This window comes from Flavobacterium piscis (genome assembly GCF_031457575.1).
Classification (GTDB): Bacteria; Bacteroidota; Bacteroidia; order Flavobacteriales; family Flavobacteriaceae; genus Flavobacterium; species Flavobacterium piscis_A.
This window is the reverse complement of sequence record NZ_JAVDWQ010000001.1, coordinates 417,915-436,151: the sequence shown is the minus strand read 5'-3', so window position 1 is coordinate 436,151 and position 18,237 is coordinate 417,915. Positions and strand designations below refer to the sequence as shown.

General features: G+C 34.0%; 14 protein-coding genes. 5 read left to right on the top strand and 9 right to left on the bottom strand.

Annotated features, from left to right (window positions below; genetic code table 11):
• Positions 1-154: 154 nt before the first annotated feature.
• The 5 genes from J2W48_RS01820 to J2W48_RS01800 form a co-directional block, all read right to left on the bottom strand.
• The gene (locus J2W48_RS01820) at positions 155-3,331 is read right to left on the bottom strand and encodes an efflux RND transporter permease subunit (protein WP_310277180.1); all 3,177 of its coding nucleotides are present in this window, start codon (positions 3,329-3,331) and stop codon (positions 155-157) included.
• Between the two features lie 97 nt (positions 3,332-3,428).
• On the bottom strand, positions 3,429-4,496 hold the full coding sequence (locus tag J2W48_RS01815) for an efflux RND transporter periplasmic adaptor subunit (RefSeq protein WP_310277178.1): 1,068 nt from the start codon (positions 4,494-4,496) through the stop codon (positions 3,429-3,431).
• A gap of 8 nt (positions 4,497-4,504) precedes the next feature.
• Entirely contained in the window at positions 4,505-5,839 is a 1,335-nt protein-coding gene (locus tag J2W48_RS01810; protein ID WP_310277175.1) for a TolC family protein, read from the bottom strand.
• A 69-nt stretch (positions 5,840-5,908) separates the two neighbouring features.
• Positions 5,909-6,532 carry a TetR/AcrR family transcriptional regulator gene (locus J2W48_RS01805; protein WP_310277173.1) on the bottom strand — a complete coding sequence of 208 codons (624 nt, stop codon included), beginning with the start codon at positions 6,530-6,532 and terminating at the stop codon, positions 5,909-5,911.
• Between the two features lie 104 nt (positions 6,533-6,636).
• Positions 6,637-7,158, bottom strand: a complete 522-nt coding sequence (locus J2W48_RS01800) for a YceI family protein (protein ID WP_310277170.1) — start codon at positions 7,156-7,158, stop codon at positions 6,637-6,639.
• Between the two features lie 267 nt (positions 7,159-7,425).
• Here J2W48_RS01800 and J2W48_RS01795 point away from each other — a divergent pair, with 267 nt between their 5' ends.
• Both J2W48_RS01795 and J2W48_RS01790 read left to right on the top strand, forming a co-directional pair.
• Complete coding sequence (locus J2W48_RS01795) at positions 7,426-8,400, top strand: polyprenyl synthetase family protein (protein WP_310277167.1); 975 nt, start codon at positions 7,426-7,428, stop codon at positions 8,398-8,400.
• Between the two features lie 107 nt (positions 8,401-8,507).
• Complete coding sequence (locus J2W48_RS01790) at positions 8,508-8,861, top strand: hypothetical protein (RefSeq protein WP_310277908.1); 354 nt, start codon at positions 8,508-8,510, stop codon at positions 8,859-8,861.
• A 29-nt stretch (positions 8,862-8,890) separates the two neighbouring features.
• Here J2W48_RS01790 and J2W48_RS01785 read toward each other — a convergent pair whose 3' ends face one another.
• Positions 8,891-9,304 carry a ribonuclease E inhibitor RraB gene (locus J2W48_RS01785; protein ID WP_310277164.1) on the bottom strand — a complete coding sequence of 138 codons (414 nt, stop codon included), beginning with the start codon at positions 9,302-9,304 and terminating at the stop codon, positions 8,891-8,893.
• 68 nt (positions 9,305-9,372) lie between these two features.
• Complete coding sequence (locus tag J2W48_RS01780; RefSeq protein ID WP_310277162.1) at positions 9,373-9,927, bottom strand: hypothetical protein; 555 nt, start codon at positions 9,925-9,927, stop codon at positions 9,373-9,375.
• A 116-nt stretch (positions 9,928-10,043) separates the two neighbouring features.
• Here J2W48_RS01780 and J2W48_RS01775 point away from each other — a divergent pair, with 116 nt between their 5' ends.
• The 3 genes from J2W48_RS01775 to J2W48_RS01765 all read left to right on the top strand — a co-directional run bounded on the left by J2W48_RS01775 (position 10,044) and on the right by J2W48_RS01765 (position 15,102).
• Positions 10,044-12,818, top strand: coding sequence for a 2-oxoglutarate dehydrogenase E1 component (locus J2W48_RS01775; protein ID WP_310277159.1), 2,775 nt, complete (start codon positions 10,044-10,046; stop codon positions 12,816-12,818).
• Between the two features lie 154 nt (positions 12,819-12,972).
• Positions 12,973-14,223, top strand: a complete 1,251-nt coding sequence (gene odhB, locus J2W48_RS01770; protein ID WP_310277156.1) for a 2-oxoglutarate dehydrogenase complex dihydrolipoyllysine-residue succinyltransferase — start codon at positions 12,973-12,975, stop codon at positions 14,221-14,223.
• Positions 14,224-14,313: 90 nt separating this feature from the next.
• A complete protein-coding gene (locus J2W48_RS01765) occupies positions 14,314-15,102 on the top strand; it encodes a ThuA domain-containing protein (RefSeq protein ID WP_310277154.1) in 789 nt (262 codons plus the stop codon).
• A 65-nt stretch (positions 15,103-15,167) separates the two neighbouring features.
• Here the strand turns inward: J2W48_RS01765 and J2W48_RS01760 are convergent, their stop codons facing one another.
• Entirely contained in the window at positions 15,168-15,605 is a 438-nt protein-coding gene (locus J2W48_RS01760) for a retropepsin-like aspartic protease (protein WP_310277151.1), read from the bottom strand.
• A complete protein-coding gene (locus J2W48_RS01755; RefSeq protein WP_310277148.1) occupies positions 15,557-18,217 on the bottom strand; it encodes a CHAT domain-containing protein in 2,661 nt (886 codons plus the stop codon). The genes J2W48_RS01760 and J2W48_RS01755 overlap by 49 nt, the downstream gene beginning before the upstream one ends.
• Positions 18,218-18,237: the final 20 nt, after the last annotated feature.

Genomic DNA, 18,237 nt, shown 5'->3' with positions numbered 1-18,237 from the left:
ATTGCGTAAATTTAGGTGTTGAAATAACACAAAACAAATTATTCTTATTTATTCTAAATAAAAAATAAAAAGATTTTACCAGAATAGCATTTTAATAAAAAAAACCTGCTCAAATTAATGAACAGGTTTTTTCAATCTAAAATTAAATCAACAATTAATGGGTATGTTTTGGATTAAAACCGTCTTCACTTAATTCGGCATGCTCATAATCAGCAACCATTTCAGCTTCATAGTCGATTTTTTCTCCTTTAGAGAATTTACGAATGATTTTCTCCATAATATCATAAATAACCGGAACTACAATTAAAGTAAGGAATAATGAAGAAATTAATCCTCCAATAATTACCCATGCCAATCCATTTTTCCATTCTGCTCCCGCTCCGGATGCCAATGCAATTGGGAACATACCAAATACCATCGCAATAGTAGTCATCAAAATAGGACGTAAACGTGCGTGATTCGCCTGAATCAGTGCTTTTCTGATAGATTCTCCTGCGGCTCTTCTTTGATTGGTATAATCGACAAGCATGATCGCATTCTTACACACCAGACCAATCAACATGATTACCCCTAAAATGGTAAAGATATTTAACGTGTTGTTCGTTAATGCCAATGCTAATAACACCCCAATAAATGAAAGCGGAATCGCAAACAATACTACAAACGGGTGAACAAAGCTATCATAAAGTCCAACCATTACAAGGTAAACTAAAATAATCGCAGCTAATAAAGCAATTCCTAAAGTACCAAAACCTTCACTTTGGTTTTCCTGATCGCCACCCCAGATATAATTTACACCAGTTGGTTTTTCTAATTTGTCCAGTTTTTCCTGCCATTGCGTAACAATCGTTCCCGCCGGAACCCCAACGTTTTGACCTTGTACAGTAACAGAAGCTGTTTTATCCCTACGCTCCAGTTTACTTGGTCCTGAACCTTCAGCTATTGTTGCAAACTGGTTTAATTTAATTTGCTGTCCTGCACTATTGATAAAGATTAAATTACTAACATCAGTAATGTTTTTTCTATCAAAAGCATTGTATTTAATGTTAATATCATATTCGTATTCTCCTGCTCTAAATTTACCATCGGTGTTTCCACTATAAGCTGTCTGCATGGTTAAACCCACAGTTTGTAAAGACAGACCTAAAGCCGCCATTTTATCTCTGTCAACCTGAACATTAATCTCCGGATTTCCGTCTTCAACCGTTAATTTGATCTCTGTAGTTCCAGGAATCTTGCGTAATTCAGCTTCAGCTAATTTTGCAAATTTCATAGCACTTTCTACATTTGGACCTGTTACAATTAATCCTAAAGTAGCATCTTCTGCTGTTCCTAAAAGACCAACCGGGACTGTTTTAACCTTAGCACCAACCAGAATTTTCTCTAGTTTACGTTTGGTTTTTGCAGCATAAACAGATGCATCGTCCGTACGATCTTTTTGCTCAATCATTTTAACGTCAATCTCTGCTTTGTAAGCTGTTGCCTGAGAAGCTCCAAGACCTTCACTTGTTTGTCCTACAGTTGTAATTTGACTAAACACATATTCCTCGCCTTTTAAAAATGCTTCGGCTTTTTGAGTCATAAAGTTGGTTTGTTCTAATGAAGCATCTTTTGGCATTTCAATCTGCACTAGGAATTCACCACTATCAGACGCTGCAAAGAATTCACCTCCAATAAAACCTCCTCCAAGTAAAGAGAAAATAGATCCAAAAAAAAGCACTAATACAATAAGAATAGTTTTAATATAATGATCCAGACACCAGTTTAATAAATTAGAAACCCAGTCAGTAAAACGAGTTAAATAACTTTCAAAACCAAGAATAACTCTTCCAAAAATGTTTTTACCTTCAATATGCTCTAATTTTCCAAAACGTGATGACAACCATGGAATAATAGTAAACGAAGCCAATAAAGAGAACAATGTTGATATAATTACCGTAACACAGAATTGTGTAATAATGTTTGATACTAGTCCGGTACTCATTGCAATCGGAAGGAATACAACTACAATTACTAAAGTAATAGAAGTTACGGTTCCTCCAATCTCAGCCGTACCATCATAAGACGCACGAATACGGCTCTTACCCATTTCCATATGTCGGTAAATATTCTCAAGTACCACAATCGCATCATCCACCAGAATACCCACAACAAGTGATAATCCCAGTAAACTCATCAAATTCAGGGTATATCCCATTAAATAAATTCCGATAAAAGTGGCAATCAAAGATGCAGGAATCGATACCATTACGATCAATGAGTTTCTAATACTGTGCAAGAAAAATAACATTACAAGAGCTACCAGAATTACTGCAATTAATAAATCGTGAACTACAGAATCTGCAGCTTCTAAGGTAAAAACTGTACTATCTTTTGCAACTTCTAATTTTAATTGAGACGATTTATAATCCGTTTCTAAAGTTTCAATTGCTTTTAATAGCTGCTCACTTACTGCAACCGCATTGGCATCAGATTGTTTTACAATTTGAAGTACAATAGCACTTTTTTGATCTACACGAGCAATTTTCTCAGCTATTTTTTGAGTATCCTGAACGTCTGCAATATCTCCCAAGCGAACCTGAATTCCATTTTGTGAGGAAACTACTAAATTTCTTAATTCTTCAACATTTTTATATTTACCTGCTAAACGAATTAGTATTTTTTGATCGCGGGTTTGTATGTTTCCTGTTGGAAAATCCAAATTTGAAGTTAGGATAGTTTGCTGTACCTGCGGAACAGAAAGCCCGTAACCCTGCATTTTTACAGCGTCAAGATTTACCTGAATTTCACGCTCTTCACCACCAATAATATTTACCTGTGCTACACCTTGTACACGAGATAAAACTGGAGCGATTTTTTTATCTATCAAATCGTAAAATGCTGCTTCGTCCATTTTACCATTAGCACCAAGTGTCATGATTGGTAAATCACTCAAAGAGAATTTGGTCAATGACGGTGGATCTGCATCATCTGGAAGATCACTTAAAATAGCATTAATTTTACGCTGTGCATCGTTCATCGAAATATCTACATTGGCAGTTGATGTCAAAGTAATCGATACGATAGAAAGACTCTCATACGATTTAGAGTCAATTTTTTTGATATTCTCCAAAGATGCGATTGCATCTTCTATTTTCTTTGTTACGGTATTTTCTATCTCACTTGGAGAAGCTCCTGGATAAACAGTTGAAACCGTAATAACATTAGTTTCAAATTTTGGGATCAGTTCGTAGCCCAACTGGCTGTAGCTGAACAGTCCGCCAAGTGTCAGGATTGTAAACAATACAATTACTAACGACGGACGTTTTATGGATATTTCGGCTAATTTCATATATTCTTTAAATTTTATTAAGTCCTTAGTTTTTAGTCCTTAGTAGATATTTAGTCTGACTAATTCTAAGGACTAAGTACTCTTTACTAATTACTTTTTATTTAATAATTTCTACTGCGTTACCGTCCTGTAAGTTGATTTGACCTGTAACAATTACAGTTTCACCGTCAGATAACCCATTGATAATTTCAACTTTATCACCTAAAATTCTTCCAGCTGTTACTTTTCTTAATTTAGCAATACCATTTTCAGCTACAAAAATTTCGTTGCTGCTCACACTTCCTACGAATGCATTTCTAGGTACAACCATCAGGGTTTGTTTTTGTTGGTTGGATGCAAAATTTGCAGTTCCATACATACCTGCTTTCAAATCATTATTCAGGTTATTTGCGATTTCAATTTCAACAGGGAAGTTTAAAGATTCATCAGCTTTTGAAGCTATAAAAGTTATTTTTCCAGAAAAAGTTTTATCAGGATACACACTGGCTGTTATATTTACATTATTTCCTTTTTTTAAACTGGCGACCTGTGTTTCGTTTACCGTTACCGCTAATTTTAATTTAGAAACATTTACAATATCAAACAATGCAGTTGCTGGCATTCCGGCTAAAATAGATCCCGGTTCAACATATTTTTTATTAATAAAACCATTGATAGGTGCTTTTACTTTAGTATCCCCAACATTAATATTTGCTTGTGTAAGGCTGGATTCGGCATTAGTTAAGGCTAATTTTGCCTGATCTAATTGTTGTTTTGTAACACCGCCAGTTTTAAATGCATTTTCGTATCGGCTATAATCAGATTTCGCATTTTGGTAAGCAGCTTGTGCTTGTTGTGCACTTACATTAATTGCGTCACCTCTCATTGTCAATAAAGTTTGACCCACTCTTACGTAGTCTCCTTCTTTCACTAAAACGCTGATTACTTTTCCTGATTTTTCAGCAGAGAAAGTTAATTCCTGAATAGGCTGGAAATTTCCGTTAGCTACAAAATCCAATGAAACTTCTTCTGTTTTTACTGGGGTTATTTTTACAGAAACCGCTGCATTTTTTTCAGCAACAATATCAGTTTTAGCTTCGTTTTCTTTTTTATTATTGGTTAAAACGTACCCAATTAGGGCTAATGCGCCAACTATGACTAGAATGGTTATAATAATTTTTTTCATTTTGTTAGTTATTTAATAAGTGATTTAAGTTCGCCTTTTGATTTGATTAATGCTACTTCTGCTAATTTGTAATCCAGTATTGCTGATGTGTAATTGTTCTGTGCTTCGATAGATGCATTTTCGGCATCCAATAAATCAGTTAAAGAAGCAAGTCCTTGTAAATAATTATTTTTGGTATTATTCAGAATTTCTCCTGCCAAGGTCATATTCTCTTTTTGATTCTCAATTGTAATTAAACTATTCTGAATTTGAGTTGTTGCATTTTTATACTCCAAATCAAGTGAAAGCTGGGTATCTTTGATGTCTTCCTGAAGGGTTCTGATTTTTACATCAGTTTGCCTTACCCGGGCACGGGTCCCGAATCCTGTAAAAATTGGGACTCTTAAATTCAATGCAATTGATGAATAATCCGACCAATATACACCATCTGAAGGTTTTGCAAAAAGTGGCATTTCAGGACCCTGGCCTATATAATTGTATCCTGCGGACAATGACAGGGTAGGATAGTATTCTGCTTCAACCGATTTTTTCTGAAAGACTAATAGTTCTTCCTGTTTTTTCAAAAGCAAATACTCAGTTCTGTTTGTAACATTAGGAGTTTCGCTTAAGGCAGCCGGAGTAACTTCAAATTCTGATTGTGGAATCTCGATTTGAGTTTCCATAGGCATTCCAATGTAAAACTTCAAAGCATTTTCCTGTAACTGAACAGCATTTAAGATTTGTTGACGTTGAGTACTAATGTTTGACATTTTAACACTTACTCTGTCCAAATCAATTTTTTTAGCCAATCCGTTATCAAATTGCCCTTTAATAATATCACGAACTTTAGTAGTATTAACATAATTACTGTCCAGTAAAATTAATTTCTGGCGCTGAACATATACCTGATAGTAGTTATTTGCGACTCTTTCTATTACCTGTTCTTCAGTTAACTGATCGTTGATTTGATAAAACTGACGGGTTGATTTTGCAGCTTTTAAACCTGTAAATACAGATTGGTCAAATAAAGCCTGACTTAAAGAAATTCCAGCTCCAGAAGTCCATTTTTGACCAAAAGCGGCCTGAATTGTTGTTCCTGGCTGACCAAATCCTGCTCCATCAATTACCGTAGTTTGGATGATTGGATTGTGGGTCAAATTTCCATTAGCTGAAATTTGAGGTAATGCACGGGAGCGAACTTCCTGAATTTGATATTCACTATTTTCAACTTCTAATTTAGCTTTCTTTGCTTCCGCTTTATTTTGAAGCGCATATGTAACAGCATCTTTTAGCGTTAAAGTTGTCACTTGTGCGTTGACTGAGATGCCAATTGTACACAAAAATATAAGAATTATTCTTTTCATATAGAGTTAATATTTGTTTTATTAATTGAAAAATATTGCCTTTCTTCTTTTTTTAATTATGATTTAGGATCATGTTGATTTAATGGATTGATGATTAGTGTGTAAATTTTTTAGCTGTTTTTCTAATTCTTTTATACCTTCTGCTGTAGCCATTGCCCGGGTGTGATATTCTAAAGCTTCTAATTCTATCTCCTGTGCTTCTTTCTCTGAGATAGTAGTTTCATTAATGTGAAAAATCAAGGTGTAGTAAAATTTTACATAGACAGCTATATTCAAATCAGATCTATATAAATTTTCGCGAATTCCTTTTAAAATATTATCCCTAAAATAATGAGTGCACTGCTCTATTTCATGAGTCATCATGTTTTTATAGATTTCCGGATAATGCTTTTTTAACTGGTAAAGAGGCGAAGTATCTGTTGCATTTTTAAACATATTGCGAAACATTTCCCTAATTTCAAAATTTTCATGAATAGCATTATAATTTTTAGCAACGATAGTGTCAATTACTTCATGCACTTGTCTATGAACCATCGAAGTGCTTTCCTCGATTAGCACCTCCTTGTTACAGAAATATTTATAAATCGTTTTTTTTGAAATACACATTTCACCTGCAATATCATCCATCGTAACACTTTTAAAACCGAGTTTTAAAAATAAATCGCTTGCTTTTGCTATGATTTTCTCTTTCATTTTTAATTTAAATTGCCCTTACAAAGATAAATCGGAAACTGTATTTAAAAAATAGTTTCCTTTGTTTTTGTAATAATTTTACATTAATTTATTCATAATATGACTTATATGCTGAATTCAAGATTGGCAATAAGCTTAATATTTTTTCCAAGCGCCAATCCTCCATTTTGATTATAAGAATGATAATCCAATCCAAAATCCTGGCGTTTTATATCTCCCTTAATTTCAAAAGCCACTTTTCTGTCTCCATTATAGGTATTCACCCCAATAAATTCTGCCTCAAGTTCTACGACTTTAGTTACATCTTTAATGGTTAAATCACCTTTAAAAAAGTTGATATTATTATTTACTTTTTGAAACGAAGTCGATTTGAAACTAATAATTGGATGCTCGTTTACATCAAATAAATCCTGAAGTTGTAAATAGGTATCAATTTGTTGAAAACTGTCATTTTTATTATTGATGTCTAAAGAAAATTCAACAGATGCATCTGCAATTTCATTGTTTTCGATATTTACAAAACCACCAAATTTATGTGCAGTTCCTCCTAAATATGCGATTATCGAATGTCTCATTTTAATTAAAACATCTGATTGGCTAGAATCTAAGGTCCATGTAGTTTTCATAAATATTTGGTTTTGTTGAGTTTATTAAATTACTCGAATTACTTTCGGAAACTTTTTTGGTGTTTTAAGTTTCCGTTTAGCGATGCAAATATAAACAGGAAACTCGAAACACCAAAAAAGTTTCCATGTTTTTTCAATAATTTTTCATTTCGTTGATTTTGCAGAATCTTGAAGGATCTTTTTATACAGGTTATTGCAATTTAAATTAGAAAAGGATAATTCATATTTGAATTGTATCTTTGAAGCACGTTAATCAGATTTTATTTTATGCACCATATTAGCCAATACCAGGAATTTTTTATCAGTTATTTAAAAAACCAGACAATAAATAAAGAACCAGTTACTCTTTACGAACCCATTGAGTATATTTTAGGTCTTGGCGGAAAACGAATGCGTCCTGTATTGACTTTGATGGCGTCAGAGGTTTTTGATACCGATTATAAAATGGCACTTCCTGCAGCCATGGCGGTCGAGGTTTTTCATAATTTTTCTCTGGTACACGATGATATCATGGACGATGCGCCTTTGCGAAGAGGGAAAGTAACAGTTCATGAAAAATGGAATATCAATACCGGAATTCTTTCCGGAGATGCCATGCTGATTCTGGCTTATCAGTATTTTGAACAATATGAGCCTGGTGTTTTTAGGGACTTGGCGAAACTGTTTAGCAAAACAGCTCTTGAGGTTTGCGAAGGGCAGCAATGGGATGTTGATTTTGAAGAAAGAAATGACGTTACAATTCCGGAGTATCTCAAAATGATCGAATACAAAACAGCTGTTCTGGTTGCTGCTGCCATGAAAATGGGTGCCATTGTAGCTAAAGCTTCTGAAAATGAAGCGAATTTAATTTATGATTTCGGATTGAATTTGGGTCTTGCTTTTCAATTACAAGATGATTATTTAGATGCTTTTGGAAATCCGGAAACTTTCGGAAAACAGGTTGGGGGCGATATTATCGAAAATAAGAGAACCTATTTATATTTAAAAGCCCTTGAATTTTCTACGAATGAAAAAAGAACTGAATTGCAGAAATTATTTGGTTCGCAATTAGAAGACAACACAGTTAAAATAGAAACAGCCAAAACTATTTTTAATGAATCAGGAGCTTCAAAAGCAACGCAGGAAGCAATAGAAATGTATACTTTTAAAGCTTTTGAAACTTTGGAAAAAATGGACATTAATACCGAAAAGAAAAATATTCTTAAAAAATTCGGAGAGAATTTGATGGGAAGAAAAGTTTAAAAAAATCAATATCAATTTCAATCTCAAAAATCAACCTCAATTTCAGTTGAGTTAATTTTTGAAATTTGAATTTAATTTTTGCAATTGCCATTGAAATTAATAAAAATATGTATGTTACTCCATTAAATAGTGATTTGTTATTTGAAGAAGTCCAAAAGGAATCTTTGTACCTTAAATTAATCGAACAAATCAACAAGGATTTTAATTTGGCAAACGAAGGAATTGATTTTCCATTGAGTATTTCGCCTGATGAATTGAAAATTCAGTTGCACGAAAAAGTCTACCGAATGATTCAGTACAAATTTGCTGAATATTTGAATCTCCTTTATATAATAGATGTGTCTGAAAAGGAAATCAAAAAACTGGACGGTTCTGATTTGGTAGTTCTGGCAGAAGAAGTTTCTTTTTTAATCCTAAAAAGAGAATGGCAGAAGGTTTGGTTTCGAAATTACTACAAGTAAAAGTTCTGAGTTGCTAAGGTTCTGAGGTTCTAAGATTTTTCGATACTTGTTTCCCAGCCATCATAATCTCCATTATATTCAATTGCCTTTTCCCATAAATAAATAACATATTTATTGACACTACTTTCATCAACTTTATCAATTCTTTTAATCTGTAATTGGTATGGTAGTTTGTCTTCAATTTTATTTGAACTTACCAGTACAAATCCTTGTTTAAGAACTTCTTTAAGATAATTGTTTTTTTCGCTTACATTTTTAAAATATATCCAATGATAAACTTCTCTGGAAACAGTAAGTTTATCACCTTCAGATCGTAAGGAGTTAATTACTTTTAGATTTGCATCAATTTCTGCTTGTTTTTTATTTTCAAAATCATTTGTTTCTTTCTGCTGACATGAAGAAAATCCAAATAGAAATCCAAGGATGGCAAAATATTTTTTCATTGAGGAACGTTTTTTCTATTAATTAATAACTCAGGTGCTCAGTATCTCAGAACCTTAACAGCTAAAAATCAAAAATAAACCCTCACAAAAGGCATAAACGCAGATCCGTAAAGGCTTCTTTTATCATTAAATAAAATATCATAACGACCACCAATCGTTACATTTCCGGTTCTGTATCCGGCTCCCAGAAACAATGCGGTATTCCAATAATCATCTGAAAAAGAAGGTCTGCTATTATTTGCTTTATAATCGGTGTTAACTCTTACCTGTTCCAGTTCGGCAGATAATTGAATTTCCGGAATTGGATTTACTAATCCCAAAATACTCCCTCCGTAAACATACGAGTTATAATAGTTTTTTGAGGATAAATATCCAAATTGTAATCCCAAACCAACAGCTACAATTTCATTCACATTATAAATGGCACTAGGCATTACAGAAATATCAGTATATCCTGAGCCAAATCCAAGACCCAATCCGCCTCCAAATTGCACTTTGTCCCAAAATTGAGTATTGTTATCGATTACATTATTTTCATCCTGTGCATTCATAACATTTGAAAACAGGCAGATCAAAATCACAAAAAATGATTTGAAAACGATTGAAAAATGAATTTTCTTCATAGTTTAGGCTATTTTTAACAAATTTTTACGTAAAAGTACGTAAAAAAACCATTTAAATAATATCGATTGTTGTACTTTTGCCATTCTATTTAACAAAAAGTATATTCACACATATTATGGATAGGTTTTCATTTTTAAATGCAGCGCATACAGAGTTTTTCGCACAGTTATATGATCAATATTTAGTAAATCCGGATAGCGTTGAGCCAAGCTGGAGAAGTTTTTTTCAGGGTTTCGACTTTGGAATGACAACTTATAATGACGAAAATCCAGTTCAGCAAATCGTTGAATACGTAACTAGCGACAATACAGATTACACTAAGGTTTCTGAAAAATTACAAAAAGAATTTAACGTATTGAAATTAATTGATGGCTACCGTTCGCGTGGTCATTTGTTTACTAAAACCAATCCGGTGCGTGATCGCAGAACGTCATCACCAACTCTTGATATTGAAAACTTCGGCTTAACAACAGCTGATCTTTCGACAGTTTTTGATGCTGCACAGGTTATTGGTGTTCCGCCTTGTACCTTGCAGGATATCATTACACGTCTTAAAGCAATTTATTGTCAGCATATTGGTATTGAGTATATGTACATCAGAAACCCTGGTGTTGTAAAATGGATTCAGGATAAATTAGCAGTAAATGTTAATCAGCCTAATTTTTCTACAGAAGAAAAACAAACGATTCTTAATAAATTAAACCAGGCCGTTTCTTTCGAGAACTTTTTGCATACCAAATATGTAGGTCAAAAACGTTTTTCATTAGAAGGTGGAGAAACTATTATTCCGGCTTTGGATGCTTTGATTGAAAAAGCTGCCGAACAAGGAGTGGAGCAATTTGTAATGGGAATGGCCCACCGTGGACGTTTGAACGTTCTGGCCAACATTTTCGGAAAATCGACTCAGGATATTTTTGGAGAATTTGACGGTAAAGATTACGATCAGGAATATTTTGATGGTGACGTAAAATATCACTTAGGTCTTACTGCTGATAAAAAAACAAGAACAGGAAAAAATATCAATATCAATTTAGCGCCAAATCCTTCGCACTTAGAGACAGTTGGAGCTGTTATTGAAGGAATTACAAGAGCAAAACAAGATAAATATTATCCTAATGATTTCTCAAAAGTATTACCAATCGCCGTTCATGGCGATGCTGCAATTGCAGGTCAGGGTATTTTGTACGAGATCATCCAAATGGCACAATTAGACGGTTATAAAACCGGAGGTACTATTCATATTGTAATCAACAATCAGGTTGGTTTCACCACAAATTATTTAGATGCACGTTCATCTACGTATTGTACAGATGTTGCCAAAGTAACGCTTTCACCAGTATTGCACGTAAATGCTGATGATGCTGAGGCTGTTGTACATGCAGTATCTTTTGCATTAGACTACAGAATGCAGTTCGGGCGTGACGTGTTTATTGATTTATTAGGATACAGAAAGTATGGTCATAATGAAGGTGATGAGCCTCGTTTTACACAACCTGTTTTATATAAAATCATTGCAAAACATAAGAATCCAAGAGATATTTATGCAGAGAAATTATTGTCTGATGGTGTAATTGATGCAACTTATGTAAATGCTTTAGAGAAAGAGTACAAATCAGACATGGAGGAGAATTTAGAAGCTTCACGGAAAAAAGATTTGACTATCATAACACCGTTCATGCAGAATGAGTGGAGTGGTTTCCAGCAGGTTTCTGATGATGCGATGTTGAAAAAAGTAGATACTTCTTTCCCAAAAGAAGAGCTGGATTCTATTATAAAAACAATCTCAACTTTACCATCAGATAAAAAGTTCATCAATAAAATTACCAAAATTGTATCCGACAGAAAAGCAGGATATGATAATAATACATTAGACTGGGGGACAGCAGAAGCATTAGCTTATGGTTCTCTTTTAACGGAAGGATTTGATATTAGGATTTCAGGCCAGGATGTTGAGCGTGGTACATTCTCACATCGTCATGCTGTAGTTAAAGTCGAAGATTCTGAAGAAGAAGTCATTTTACTTGACGCTATAGAAAACAAAAAGGGAAAATTTGGAGTTTTCAATTCCCTTTTATCAGAATATGGAGTTTTAGGATTTGATTACGGTTATGCTTTGGCAAATCCAAAAGCCTTAACTATTTGGGAAGCGCAATTTGGAGATTTTTCAAACGGAGCCCAAATTATGATCGACCAGTATATTTCTTGTGGAGAAGACAAATGGAACAACCAAAACGGTATTGTTTTATTACTGCCACACGGATACGAAGGTCAGGGAGCTGAACACTCATCTGCAAGAATGGAGCGTTATTTACAACTTTGCGCAAGACACAATATGTATGTAGCCGATTGTACAACGCCAGCCAACTTCTTTCACTTGTTGAGAAGACAAATGAAAACAGATTTCCGTAAACCATTAGTGGTATTCTCCCCAAAGAGTTTATTGCGTGACCCAAGATGTGTGTCTCCGGTTGAAGACTTAGTAAATGGAAGTTTCCAGGAAACGATCGATGACAATACAGTTGATAAAAAAGGAGTAAAAACATTAGTTTTCGTTACAGGTAAATTCTACTACGATATTACCGCAGAAAGAGAAAACAATGGTCGAAAAGACGTTGCGGTTGTTCGTATCGAGCAATTGTTCCCTTTGCCTGTTGAGCAATTAAAAGAGATTATCGCACAATATCCAAACGCTGATGATTATGTCTGGGCACAGGAAGAGCCTAAAAACATGGGGGCATACAGCTTTATGTTAATGAACTTTGACCTTGTAAAATGGAGATTAGCTTCATTAAAAGCGTATGCAGCTCCGGCATCAGGAAGTTACACCCGTGCAAAACGTCGTCACGCAGATGCAATCAGAATGGTTTTTGATAAAGATTTATTCAGATAATAAGGAGCTGATTCCTGCTGTCCGCTAAATCTTTTCCCGGCCTAAAGAAGCCAGAAAAAGGATATCGCTTCCATCAGGGCTAGAAAAACAAGAATAAGAAAGTTCTTTACGGAACAATTTAAAATATAAAATTCATAATTTAAAATAACAGAACATGATTTTAGAAATGAAAGTCCCATCACCAGGGGAATCAATAAAAGAAGTAGAAATTGCAACTTGGTTAGTAAAAGACGGAGATTATGTAGAAAAAGACCAGGCAATTGCTGAGGTTGATTCAGACAAAGCAACTCTTGAATTACCTGCAGAAGCAAGTGGAACTATTACACTAAAAGCAGAAGAAGGTGACGCAGTAGCAGTAGGAGCAGTAGTTTGTTTAATTGATACAGGCGCAGCAAAACCTGCAGGAGACGCTCCGGCAGCTGAGGCTCCAAAAGCTGAAGTTAAAGAAGCACCGAAAGCAGAGACTCCAAAGGCTGAAGTTAAAGCAGAAGCTCCAAAAGTGGCACCAGCTGCAGCAACAAGTTATGCTTCCGGAACTCCTTCTCCGGCAGCAAGAAAGATATTAGACGAAAAAAACATAGCACCAGCAACAGTTTCAGGAACTGGAAAAGGTGGAAGAATTACAAAAGATGATGCTGTAAATGCAGTACCTTCAATGGGAACACCAACTGGAGGAAACCGTGGTTCTGAGCGTACAAAATTATCGATGTTACGTCGTAAAGTAGCTGAAAGATTAGTAGCTGCTAAAAATGAAACTGCGATGTTGACTACTTTCAATGAAGTAAACATGACGCCAATCAACCAGATTCGTAATGAGTACAAAGATGCATTTAAAGCGAAACACGGTGGTCTTGGTTTAGGATATATGTCTTTCTTCACAAAAGCAGTTACAAGAGCTTTAGAATTATATCCGGATGTGAACTCCATGATGGACGGTGATTACAAAATAGCTTACGATTTCGCAGATATTTCAATCGCGGTTTCAGGACCAAAAGGATTGATGGTTCCTGTAGTTCGTAATGCTGAAAACTTAACTTTCCGTGGAGTAGAAGCTGAGATTAAAAGATTGGCTTTAAGAGCACGTGACGGACAAATTACAGTTGACGATATGACTGGTGGAACATTCACAATTACAAATGGTGGTGTTTTCGGATCTATGTTATCTACACCAATTATCAACCCTCCTCAGTCTGGAATCTTAGGAATGCACAATATTATTGAGCGTCCAATTGCTGTAAACGGTAAAGTTGAAATTCACCCAATGATGTACGTAGCACTTTCGTACGATCACAGAATTATCGATGGTCGTGAGTCAGTTGGTTTCTTAGTAGCGGTTAAAGAAGCTTTGGAAAATCCTGTAGAATTATTGATGAACGGAGATGCTAAAAGAGCCTTGGAGCTATAGTTTTAAAAATATTTCAATTTAAAATCCCAAATCCTAAATTCAAGGAGTTTGGGATTTTCTTTTTATATTCGAATAATGAATAAAAGAATAATGAAAATAAAATTAATATTGCTCGCTGTTATTTTTGGCTTAGGTGCTGTTTTTGCAAATCCGCCAGCCAAAAAACGAATTTTGGTTTACACTAAAAATGGTAAAGGTTATGTTCATCAAAATATTGCTGTCAGTGTAGAAGCCATAAAGAAAATAGGTGAAATAAACAACCTGATTGTTGATGTTTCAGATGATCCGGCAGTAATGACTACCGACAATTTAGCAAAGTACAGCTGTCTTATTTTCTCAAATACCTGTAATGAGATTTTTGATACGGAACAACAAAAACAAGCACTTGTGGATTATATTCATGCCGGCGGATCTTTCGTAGGAATTCATAGTGCCTCTGATTCTGCAAAATCCTGGCCTTGGTATGCAACAATGATAGGAGGAAAATTTAAAAGCCATCCTGCTTTTCAGTCTTTCGAAATAAAAGTAATTAATAAAAACCACCCTTCTACATCGATGCTGCCTGAAATATGGAGAAAAGAGGACGAATGCTACTATATGAATGAATTCAATCCAAATATTCAGGTACTTTTAGCCGCCGATTTACGAACCGTAAATGATACCGAAAAGGAAGTTTATCCAGGGCGTGTTTTTGGTGATTACCTCCCTTTGGCATGGTGTCATGAATTTGAAGGTGCCAGAGTGTTTTATACCGCTTTAGGACATGATAGTAAAGATTATGTCGATCCTTTATATCTTGAGCATCTTACAGGTGGGATTTTGTGGGCATTGGGAAAGGATGCTAAAGAGTCTCATTCTAAGAAAAAATTAAGAAAATAAGCAAACAATAAAGCCTTCTTTCAGTTATAAAGAAGGTTTGTTGTTTTTTAGGGTTCGCGTTGTGATTACAATAAATACAAATAATGATTATAATAATCAATAATTCCTTTTCCTTCCATCAAAACATCCGCACCAATAATACCGTGAACAGATTTTGCCTTGTATTGTAATAAAGCTTCATTGACATGCGAAAGGTCAAAAATAACTAAACCAAAATCATTGTTTTTCCAGGAACCAATTTGCAGGGAATTGTGTTTCGAAATTTGTGTTTTCATTCCGGTTCCGCCTGCACCGGCAGCTTTGGTTTTGGAATTTTTGGATGTTAATTCAAATCGCTCAATGCTTTCAAAACCTACGCAGGAATTTGATGCGCCAGTATCCAGAATGAAATTTCCGGAAACACCATTGATTTTTGCCTTTATCAATAAATGCTGGGTTTTGATGATTTTAAATTTTATCTTTTTATACTTTTCTTTTTTGAGGACCAAGTGAAGATTTTCCATTTTTGATTGCGATTGAAAATCAAAAATAAACCAATTGCACCCAAAAAGCTAATGATATAAAGGATATAATTTGTTGTGTTTTCTTCAGGGGAAATAGAACCATAATACACAAAAGAACTCCAATAATAAGGTGATTTTTTATCGTTTGAAATTTCAGGGTTATTCAAGAAAGAAATTTTAGCATTGGCATTGGCTTCAAAATAGGTTTGGTTGTTTTTGACATTTTTATAGAAGTCAGACATAAAAACCGAAGTCGTATAATCGTTTACTTTCCATAAAGAGAATAATAAATTTTGTGCTCCTGCAAACTGAAAACCTCTTGCAATGCTCATGGCACCTTCGGCTTTGTAGAGCTTGCCAATTCCGGTTTCACAGGCACTTAAAACCACTAAATCCGGATTTATATTGAGAGTATACAATTCAGAATACAATATTTCCTGATCATAAAATTTGATACTCGCAGGAGTTTCAATATCTCCGGAAGAGGCGTGTGTGCTCAGATGTAAAATCGAATAATTTGAAATATTATTTTTGAAATTGGAAAAGCTGGCTTCTGAATTTTCTAAATATTTTCCCTTAAAATTATTTCGAATTGATTCCAGTTCTTTTTTCGAATAACTCAATTCATAACTTGTTTTTTCGAAAACCGGAAAAAGTCCCAAAACGGTTTTATCAATATTTGAAATTGGTTTTGAATTCAGGTAAAAACTGGCTGAAGTGTTATACCCAATTTTAAAGTTATTCAATAAATAATGCATTTTTGCAAAATTTGTTGTAGAAGATTCTTGTGTAATCAAAGCTTCAAAAGGTAAGAAGTTCAAAATACCATCAGGAATGATGATGAGGTTTTTATATATAGTATTTTGAGGCAATTTTAATAAATCATGCACTTTTTTCCCGGAGTGATTATATCCGGAAATATCATTAGTAATCGCAGCTGCAGTATTAAAATAATCTACAAAACGAACAACTTCAATCATTGCTCTATGATCTGTATCGATATGATTTAAACTAATTCGGTTATTTTGTAGAGTGAAATAAAACAAATTTTCAGAGCCCATAAAATAATGAACCATGATCGCTTTGTCTTTTTCTAATTTAGAAAATAAAACTTTTAAATCACAGCTTTCAGGAATATAATCAGCATTTTTCAATTGTATTTGCTTCAGAGAAATCGTAAGTTCATTTTGTTTTTTGATTGCTGAATTAATGTTTGAAATGTTAGCCTGATTCCCTTTTTGCTGTTCTTTTAAAATCGTGTTATTTAAATTTTGAAGTTGCTGTAAAAGTGATTTTTCTTCCGCGGAAGCTGTTTTAATATTCGAACGATAACTTTTTAAAATACCTGATTTCGTTCTTTCTGACAATTGAAAAGCTTTTTCTAAATATTGAATTTTATTTTCTTTTTTGTACAAACGATTATAAATCGAAAGGCATTTTTCAGTTCTGTTACGAGTTCGAATTTGGGTAATAATTTTGGAATTTTCATACACCAAAGCATTCATTAATAAATCTTCGATGTAAAAGGAAAGTTCAAAAGTTTTTAAAGCTTTTTTGGGCTGTTTGTATAGTAAAATTTCTGCCTGTAAATCGAGTGCATCTATTAAAACCGTTTCTCCATACAATTGATTTTGATTCGGAAAATTATTTTTTGAGTTATAATTCGGAATTAAAATTTTAAAAACAGCTGTAATCTGCTTCTCACTTTCATCATATTTTTGTTCATCAAAAAGCAATAAGGCTTTTTCATAATACAATTTTGCAACTTTTCTGGGCTGTTGATTTTGATTTTCCAGAAATAGTTTTTCCGCTTTTTCTAAATACGAATTTGCAATTTCAAATTTTTCTCGCTGACGGTTAAGAGTTGCTAAATTTCTATAAGAATTAGATAAAGTTTCAGATTGTCCTTTTTCGTTTTTCAGATATTTTACAGCTAATTGAAAAGCATTTTCGGTTTTTTGATAAAGCTCTGGTCTCATTAAATTTCCTGTGGAACTTAGCAGATAACTATTCCCAAGATTGTTCCATAAAGTTCCTTTCTGTGAATTCGATAATTTCTCTGTTTTTAAAGTGTTTTCTAATAACTGCGTAGCCATGGATATTTTACCGGAACTCTGATAAACATTTGATAAATTAAGAATTGCTGCAAATTTTTGTTTCTGGTCTTCGGGATAATTTTTGGTTGTGTTGACTATAAAAAAATACTGCTTTATCGTATTTTCGGCACTATCATAATCGCCTAAAACGGTATATAAATTCCCTAAGGGTTTCAGGCAATATTCGATAATATCATAATCTTTAAGTTTGTGTTTTTGATAGATTTGCCAGGCTTTTTCATAACTCGAAAGCGCTTTTTGAGATTGCCCTAATTGATTTTCATAATAGGCCTTATTGCAGTTTAAAACCACAATGGCGAGTAATTCGTCTTTGGTTTTCGATTGTGGATTTTTCCAGAAATCAGTTTCTGTTTTGGAAAGTTTCTGTAGTGCTTTCGCGGAAGGACGAGCGACAAAAACATCAATGGCATTATATATTTGATCTTCCTGATTCTGCCCAAGAACATTCAGGTTTATAAAAAGAAAGATTAAACCATATAAGTAATGTAAGTTCATATTATTGTTTCGTATTTTTA